8 protein-coding genes, 1 other RNA gene and 1 pseudogene are annotated in these 8,700 nt (G+C 28.2%); 8 read left to right on the top strand and 2 right to left on the bottom strand.

Annotated elements, in window-relative coordinates; all coding sequences use genetic code 11:
- The 6 genes and pseudogenes from Q0F58_RS15405 to Q0F58_RS15380 form a co-directional block, all read left to right on the top strand.
- Positions 1–703 (top strand): annotated as a pseudogene (locus Q0F58_RS15405) (DNA primase); the annotation flags it as partial.
- Between the two features lie 35 nt (positions 704–738).
- A complete protein-coding gene (rpoD, locus tag Q0F58_RS15400; RefSeq protein WP_294378477.1) occupies positions 739–1,848 on the top strand; it encodes an RNA polymerase sigma factor RpoD in 1,110 nt (369 codons plus the stop codon).
- A gap of 253 nt (positions 1,849–2,101) precedes the next feature.
- Positions 2,102–2,794, top strand: a complete 693-nt coding sequence (locus Q0F58_RS15395; RefSeq protein ID WP_294378474.1) for a class I SAM-dependent methyltransferase — start codon at positions 2,102–2,104, stop codon at positions 2,792–2,794.
- Positions 2,795–2,806: 12 nt separating this feature from the next.
- A complete protein-coding gene (locus Q0F58_RS15390; RefSeq protein ID WP_294378470.1) occupies positions 2,807–3,598 on the top strand; it encodes a Nif3-like dinuclear metal center hexameric protein in 792 nt (263 codons plus the stop codon).
- Positions 3,599–3,657: 59 nt separating this feature from the next.
- The gene (locus Q0F58_RS15385) at positions 3,658–3,987 is read left to right on the top strand and encodes a hypothetical protein (RefSeq protein WP_294378467.1); all 330 of its coding nucleotides are present in this window, start codon (positions 3,658–3,660) and stop codon (positions 3,985–3,987) included.
- 148 nt (positions 3,988–4,135) lie between these two features.
- Positions 4,136–5,455 carry an MATE family efflux transporter gene (locus tag Q0F58_RS15380; protein WP_294378464.1) on the top strand — a complete coding sequence of 440 codons (1,320 nt, stop codon included), beginning with the start codon at positions 4,136–4,138 and terminating at the stop codon, positions 5,453–5,455.
- A 26-nt stretch (positions 5,456–5,481) separates the two neighbouring features.
- Here Q0F58_RS15380 and Q0F58_RS15375 read toward each other — a convergent pair whose 3' ends face one another.
- On the bottom strand, positions 5,482–6,321 hold the full coding sequence (locus Q0F58_RS15375; protein ID WP_294378460.1) for an AraC family transcriptional regulator: 840 nt from the start codon (positions 6,319–6,321) through the stop codon (positions 5,482–5,484).
- Between the two features lie 188 nt (positions 6,322–6,509).
- Between Q0F58_RS15375 and Q0F58_RS15370 the strand changes: the two genes are divergently transcribed.
- The gene (locus Q0F58_RS15370) at positions 6,510–7,397 is read left to right on the top strand and encodes a DMT family transporter (protein ID WP_294378457.1); all 888 of its coding nucleotides are present in this window, start codon (positions 6,510–6,512) and stop codon (positions 7,395–7,397) included.
- A gap of 59 nt (positions 7,398–7,456) precedes the next feature.
- An RNA gene (rnpB, locus tag Q0F58_RS15365) (RNase P RNA component class A) lies at positions 7,457–7,801 on the top strand.
- 44 nt (positions 7,802–7,845) lie between these two features.
- Here the strand turns inward: rnpB and Q0F58_RS15360 are convergent.
- Positions 7,846–8,574 carry a site-specific integrase gene (locus Q0F58_RS15360; protein WP_294378456.1) on the bottom strand — a complete coding sequence of 243 codons (729 nt, stop codon included), beginning with the start codon at positions 8,572–8,574 and terminating at the stop codon, positions 7,846–7,848.
- Positions 8,575–8,700: the final 126 nt, after the last annotated feature.

The raw sequence follows: 8,700 nt of genomic DNA, 5'->3' as shown, positions 1-8,700 counted from the left end.
TCCTTTAATTGAATATAGAATAAAAAAAGCATCAGAAGGGATTGATTTAAGTAATAATGATGAACTTGTAAAATATGGCGAAAGATTCGCAGAAATACTAGCAGATCTAAATCCAGTAGAAAAAGATGTTTACATCAAGAAGATTTCAGAGGAAACTTCAATAAAAGAGCAGGCAATATATGATTTGCTTTCACAAGTAATGGCGAAGGATCAAAAAGAAAATAACTTCATGAATAAAAAGGGAGATTATGGAACAAAATTATATGTAGAACCAGGGTATTTAAAAGCTGAGAGAATATTAATAAAGTTGATGATTGATGATAAATATTCTGATGGATTACTGGAACTCATAAATGTTGGTGATTTTGTTTTGAATTCTCATAATAAAATTTATTCATTAATATTACAAGGTAAAAACGAAAATACTAACAATATGATATCTTATCTAGAAAGCAGATGTGATGATGTAGAAAGCTCTAAAGAGCTTACAAAGATAAGAGAACAAGAAATTTTAGAATTTACTGATAGAGATAGAGTTATTAAAGATTATATGAAAGAAGTTCGGAGTTATAAACTTAAAAAGAAAATAGAAGATCTTAAAAAGAAACAGAGTCAACTGGAGAAGGAAGGAAAATTTCAAGAAACAATTGAAATAGCAATGGAATTGACAAAGTTAGCTAAAAGCCTTAAAAGGGGAGAATGAGGTTAAAGGTTGTAACGGAAGGAGGCAATTTTATTATGGAACAAAAAGCAAAGGGAAAAACTGCAAAGGTAAAAGATGATAAGAATGACAAAAATGCAAAAATGTCAGCAGTAAAGGAATTATTAGATAAAGGTAAGAAAAATGGATCTTTAACATATAAAGAAATTATGGATGCAGTAGATCATATTGATTTAAGTCCAGAACAAATTGAAAAAATATATGAAGCATTAGAAATGATGAATATAGAAATTATTGGTGATGGAAATGATGTTGATGAAAGTGAAGAAGAAATAGATTTATCAGTTCCAGAAGGTATTGCTATAGATGACCCAGTAAGAATGTATTTAAAAGAAATTGGAAAGGTTCCTTTATTATCTTCAGAACAGGAAATAGAATATGCTCAGCAGATAGAAGAAGGTAATCAAAGAGCTAAAAAGAAACTTGCTGAAGCTAATTTAAGACTTGTTGTAAGTATAGCAAAAAGATATGTTGGAAGAGGAATGTTATTCTTAGATTTAATTCAGGAAGGTAATTTAGGACTAATTAAAGCTGTTGAAAAGTTTGATTATAGAAAAGGATATAAATTTTCCACTTATGCTACATGGTGGATAAGACAGGCAATTACAAGAGCTATTGCTGATCAGGCAAGAACAATAAGAATTCCAGTTCATATGGTTGAAACTATAAATAAACTTATAAGAGTTCAAAGACAATTATTGCAGGAATTAGGAAGAGATCCATTCCCAGAAGAAATTTCAAAAGTTATGGATCTTCCAGTTGATAAGGTTCGTGAGATTCAAAAGATAGCACAAGAACCAGTTTCTTTAGAAACTCCTATAGGTGAAGAAGAAGATTCGCATTTAGGCGATTTCATACCAGATGATGAAGCACCAGCACCAGCAGAAGCTGCTGCATTTACAATGCTTAAGGAACAGCTTATAAATGTATTAGATACATTAACTCCAAGAGAAGAAAAAGTATTGAGATTAAGATTTGGTCTTGATGATGGAAGAGCAAGAACTCTTGAAGAGGTTGGTAAAGAGTTTAATGTAACAAGAGAAAGAATAAGACAAATTGAGGCTAAGGCTTTAAGAAAATTAAGACATCCATCAAGAAGTAAAAAGTTAAAAGATTATTTGGATTAAGCACCTATATACAAGGTGCTTCTTCCTTGTATAAAAAGAAATTTTTAAAATATATATGTTCTCTATTAATAAATACACAATACACCAAAAGTCTTGTGAGGATTTCATGATTCATTGATAATTGTTCATTGTCAGTTATCTATTATTTAATATTCATTGAGACATATGTATTTTGATTAATACTACATCTTCTGTAAATAAACAAAATATAATTATAATACAATGTTAAACTATATGGATAAGTGGTGATGAAATGGAATTAAGCAAAAGATTGAACTGGATATTAGATGAAATGGATAATTGCAACACAATTATGGACGTTGGAACAGATCATGGTTATATTGCAATAGAATTGATACGAAGGAATATAGCACATAAAGTAATTGCATCTGATATAAACAAGGATCCGTTAAACAAAGCAAAAATAAATATTTCATTAGAGGGATTAAGTAGTAAAGTTGAACTACGACTTGGAGGAGGACTAAAGCCTCTTAAAATGAATGAAGTTCAGGGTGTACTTATTGCAGGCATGGGTGGAAATCTGATACGTGATATTTTAGAAGAAGACATAGATAAGATTAAAAATATGGATTATCTTGTACTTCAGCCTGCTCAAAATCCAGAAGTTCTTAGAGAATACCTATATAAAGGAAACTATGAGATTATAGATGAAGATATATGTGAAGATGAAGGAAAATTTTATGAGCTGTTTAAAGTAAAATATAGAGAAGATACTTCAACTGTATTAGAAAAAATCTTTTATGAAATAAGCCCAGCGTTATTAAAAAAGAAAAGCAGTGTTTTTAAATCCTACCTTGAAGAAAAAGCTGCAAAATATAGAAAAGTAAATAATTTTATAAAAGATGATACAGATCATGCAAAGATGAGAAAACAGGAACTTGAAGAGAAAATTGAAATAATAGAAAATCTATTAAATAATTTTTAGGAGAAGTTTTTTATGTGTAAAGTTAAAGATATAGCAGAAAAAATAGAAAAAATGGCACCAGTGTTTCTTAAGGAAGATTATGATAATGTAGGTATCATGGTTGGAGATCCTGAGCAGAAAGTGAAAAAGGTATTGCTAACTTTAGACTGTACTAATGAAGTAATTAAAGAAGCTGAAGATAATGATTGTGATATGATAATTGCACATCATCCATTGCTTTTTAGAAGGCCTAAAAGTATTATTAAAGGAGAACTTTTAGGAGATAAAATTTTTAAGCTTATAAAGAATGATATAACTTTATATGCTTGTCATACAAATCTTGATTCTGCTAAAGAAGGGATAAATAAGACAATAGTAGATATGCTTGGATTTGAAAGCAGCGAAATTATAGAACCTCATGATAAAAATGAATTTAAAGATTGTGGAATTGGAAGGATTATAAGATTAGAAAAATCTATTAATCTGGATGATATTATTAAAAGAATAAAAAATAATTTAAATATAAGCAGTCTTAGAATAGCAAGAGGAAAAGAAGAAATAAAAACTATTGCAGTTATTAATGGAAGTGGTCAGGATTTTTTCAAAATGGCACAAAAAATGGGTGCAGATTGCATTATTACAGGAGATACTACATATCACTTTGTAAGTGATTATAAAGAAATGGGAATAAACATAATAGATGCAGGACATTTTGGAACTGAATTTTTGGTGTTTTTAAAAACTCTTGAGTTTTTGAAGGATGAATTTAAAGAAATAAAATTTATAAATGCTAAAACATCTAAAGATCCATATGAATTTGTATAGCATGAATTAAAAGAGTTTTTCATATAATATTGAAATGAAGCAATATTATGGAGTATATTATGGGGAAGAGCTCTTTTGATTACATAAAAAGGGATATAAAAAAGATGTATAAACACAAGAAAAAACATTTAAGAGGTCTGTTTGATAATTTCAATAGTAGCGATAATGAATGCTGCAATAATAATTGTAATTATGGTGGAAGAAGAAGGCCTGTAAATTTTGGGTGGTTACCTTTTTTTAAACCTGGAAGATCGCCTTGGTTTTATATATTATTATGTCCTAAAATGTGTGTTGTATGGATTATACTATTAGTGTTATTTTTCTGTGGAGTTAGTCTTTATGGAATTTTAATAATAATACTTTTAGGAATAATATTTATACTAATTTGACGTTGAAAATAATATATGATATTATATAAAAAAATATTGTTCGTCTTAATGAAAGACTATAATTTTTACTGTTTCTGAGTAACAAACAGTGGATTTATAGTCTTTTATTTTGCGTAAAGATAAAGACTAGAAAGGAAGAAAAAAATTTATGAATCAGACTTATATGAAAGAAAAGCCTGTTTTAAAATTAATTCTATCATTTTCATTGCCCATGATGCTGTCAATGATGGTAAGTTCGCTTTACAATATAATTGATAGTATTTTTGTTGCAAGAATTAATGAAAATGCAATGGCAGCAATTTCTATTGTTTATCCTGTACAAAATTTCATTACATCAGTAGCAGTGGGATTTGGTGTTGGAATTAATGCAATGATAGGATTATATCTTGGAGGAGAAAATAAAAAGAAAGCGGATATAACTGCAAGTCAAGGAGTTATATTAAGCATAGTTCATGGAATTGTTATTAATATATGTGGAATACTTGCAATGCCTTATTTTTTAACAATGTTTACAAGTGATAAAACAATTGTAAATTTAGGAGTAGACTATTCAAATATTATTTTATGTTTTACTATTATTAATATGATTGGAATAACATTTGAAAAAATATTTCAGGCAGTTGGAAAAATAATGGTTTCAATGATAAGTATGATTTCTGGATGTATAGTAAACATAATTTTAGATCCAATAATGATATTTGGGTTAGGTCCAATACCAGCAATGGGAATAAAAGGTGCTGCATATGCTACAGGAATAGGGCAGACAGTTTCTATGATTATTTATCTTATTATTTATTTTAGAATACCTTTGAATATAAATATATCATTTAAATACATAAAAGAAAAAATAGACTTAAAGTTATATACAGTTGGGATTCCAGCAATACTTAACATGGCGCTTCCATCATTTCTTATTTCTGCACTTAATCGAATATTAACAAATTTTTCTCCAATGTATGTTGTTGTTCTGGGGATTTATTATAAACTTCAAACATTTATATATATGCCAGCAAATGGAATTATACAAGGGATGCGTCCTATTATGAGTTATAATTATGGTGCAAAAGAACATGATAGAGTAAAAGAAATATATAAGATTTCATTAATACTTATTGCAGGTATGATGTTTATTGGAATGATTTTGTGTTTTATGATTCCTAATCAGCTTGTAGGTATGTTTACGGATAATATTGAAACACTTAATGCAGGTGTATCTGCAATGAAAATTATATCTGTAGGCTTTGTAATATCAGCAATTTCCGTAACATCATGTGGTGCTTTGGAGTCTTTTGGAAAAGGAGTAGAATCTTTAATGATTTCCCTTTTAAGATATATAGTTATAATTATTCCAATAGCTTTTTTTCTAAGCAGAATATGTGGTGTAAATGGTGTATGGCATGGATTTTGGATTACTGAAATTATAGTTGCAATTCTGTCTTGTATCATTTATTTTAGAATTGATAAATAGATATAACATATATTAGTTTTAAATATTTAATTTTTGTTATATTTTTTAAATTGTCCTGGAGATATTCCAAAATGATTTTTAAAGATTCTTATAAAATGGGAATAATCATTAAAACCGCTTAAATGGCAGGCTTCGGTTACGTTTTTTCCATTTTTTAAGAGTCTTTTTGCTATGGATAGTCTTTTAAAAATAATATATTCATGTATAGTGCTGTTAAATGTAGTTTTAAATAATCTGCTTAAATAATATTTATTTATGTTGAATTTTTTTTCAAGTGTGTCAAGAGAAAGATCATCATAAAGGTAAAAATCTATATATTCTAAAATAGGAATAAGGTTGTATGGAATTAATATATTTTCATAATTTGTATTAGAGCCTTTAAAATTTTTATTTAATATGATGAGAAGTTGCATTATTAAAGAAACTAATAAGATTTCATTTCCAGCTGAAGTGGAATTATAGACAGATTCTATATTGTTTAATAGAAGTAAAAAGTTATCAATGTCTTTTTTAGGAAGTAATATTTTATTATTTTTTCCGTTTGGTCTGTTTATAAAACAGTTGAGGAGATTATAATTTTTTGAATTTAATTCTTTTATAAGTTCAGGATTAATTTGGATTGAAATAATATCGTAAATTTTTCCTGGAATTACAACTGATTTATGGATTTCTGTATTATTTGTTATAAGAATATCTCCAAATGAAAGTGGATAAATAGTTTTTTCTATAAAGTATTTAGCATTGCCATTTAAGAAAATATATATTTCAAAAAAATCATGAAGATGAAATTCTGTATGACGATATTTAACAGGAATATGCATAAGGTGAATATGATTTTTTATATTGGAATAGAAACGATCTAACATAATATTTCTCCCTTAATAAAAGTCAAAAAAAGCAATAAAATATTCAATAAATGCAAAGAATATGCTTTTTTTCTATATTATAATAAATGAAGAATTAATTCAATATTGAATTTACAAAATATATAATATATGAGGAAAGGTGGCCATATAGCTGTTGTATTGAATTTTTATGCAACAACTATGAAAAAATGAATGAGAGAAATAAAGCGTTTTTATATTTATTAGTAACATTTTTTGCATGGGGAAGTCTTTATGTTGTAAGTAAATTTGTATTAGGCAAAGTTCCTGTTATTACAATTATATTTATAAGATACTTCATTGCGGGAGCTTCTTTATTTATTTTAAATATACATAAAAATAAAAAGATTCACAGCTGCGATTACAAATATATATTTGTAATAGGAGCTATAGGATATTTTATATCTGTTTCAGCACAACTTATAGGAATAAAATTTTCAAATGCATCAATTGCATCATTAGTTAATTCTATGAATCCTATTATGATAATGATTTTTGCAAGTTTGTTTTTAAAAGAAAAACTGACTTCAAAAAAAGTTATATGTGTTATTATGGCTGTGACAGGTGCAGGAATAATAATAGGTGATGTTAAAAATAGTGGGCAGAATATAGGAATAATATTTTCTATAATATCAGTTATCTTGTGGTCGATTATATCTATAGTCACAAAGAAAATGACAGAAAAATATGAATCATCAATAGTTACAATGTATTGTATGTTTGTAGCAGCTGCATGCACTTTGCCTGTTTCAATATATGAAGTAAATACGACAGAATATTTAAATTTTGATATAACTGCAGTGATAGCATTGTTATATATGGGAATATTCTGTACAGCATTGGCGTATATGTTTTGGAATAAAAGTTTATCAATATTAGAAGCTGGGACATGTTCTTTGTTTTATCCATTTCAGCCTATTGTGTCAACTGTTCTTGGAATTATATTTTTAGGAGAAAAAATAAATGTGAATTTTATTGTAGGAGCAGCAATTATATTATCAGCTGTATTTTTTAGTGTATTTTCCAAAAAGAAAAATATGCAGACTGAAAGTGTATAAAAATTATTGAAAATAAAAACAATTGATTAATTTATAAAAGTATGTTAATATATGTGTTGCGAGTGAGACGTGCAATCGCTGCTAGACATGATCTAGGAGAGGAAAGTCCGAGCTCCATAGGGCAGGGTGCTGGATAACGTCCAGTCAAGGTGACTTGAAGGAAAGTGCAACAGAGATATACCGCCTGAATTTATTCAGGTAAGGGTGGAAAGGTGAGGTAAGAGCTTACCAGCGTGATGGCGACTTTACGGCTATGTAAACCCCACTTGGAGCAAGACCGAATAGAGAGGCATACAGGGGCTGCCCGTCCCGCCTCCGGGTGCGTCGCTTGAGCTTGTTGGTAACAGCAAGCCTAGATAGATGATTGCTTAATACAGAACTCGGCTTATGGCTTATCTCGCAGCTTGTAATTACAAGGGATTAAGGTATTATGTTAAAGCATTTGCCCTTATTTTGCCCTTGTTTTTTCATATAAAGAATTAGATAGAATATTAGTAGCTTCAATATTCATATCCTTAGTAACATGAGCATAGATATCAGATGTTGTTTGCATTATTGAGTGGCCTAAACGTTCTTGAATTACTTTCATTGATACACCAAGTTTTAATAGTAGTGTAGCATTACTATGGCGAAGGTCATGCCAACGAATATTTTTTTCTATGCCACAATATTTACATAATCGTTTGATTCTTTGTAAAAATCTTGAGGGGATTAAATATTTGCCAGATTCATCTGTAAAAATTAAATCATAGTCTATATTATTAAATTTATTTTTATGAATATAGAATTCACCATATCTAACTTTGTTCTTAAGTTGGATTTTTTTATGCTGTTTTAAAAGTTTTAATATATCATCGCTTAATGGCAGCTGTCTATATGAACTTTCAGTTTTTAAAGTTGATATTGTATATATATTTTCTTGACGTATAAGAGCATTATTACAAGTTAAAATTTTATTATCAAAGTCAATATCACTCCATTGTAACCCACACATTTCACCGCGTCTTAATCCTGTTTCTATAGTTAAGGACATTCCTAGAAAGAATATGTAATCTTCATATTTATCCAAATCAAGTCTATTGTATATTAAAGATATATCATCAACTGAAAGAATATTTGTAGTATGTTTACTTCTTTTGGGTGTGTCAACATATTGACAAGGATTATTATTAATCATCTGAAGTTTTAATGCTTTATTTAAGGAAGCACTTAAAACAAGATAATATGTGGATTGGTTATAATTAATTAGACAGTAATTATTCGGTCATGATATAATATAAAAAATTGTGAAAAAGGAGAAGAA

Source organism: uncultured Clostridium sp. (assembly GCF_934754915.1).
Classification (GTDB): Bacteria; Bacillota; Clostridia; order Clostridiales; family Clostridiaceae; genus Clostridium.
This window is presented reverse-complemented; position numbering and strand designations above follow the sequence as displayed.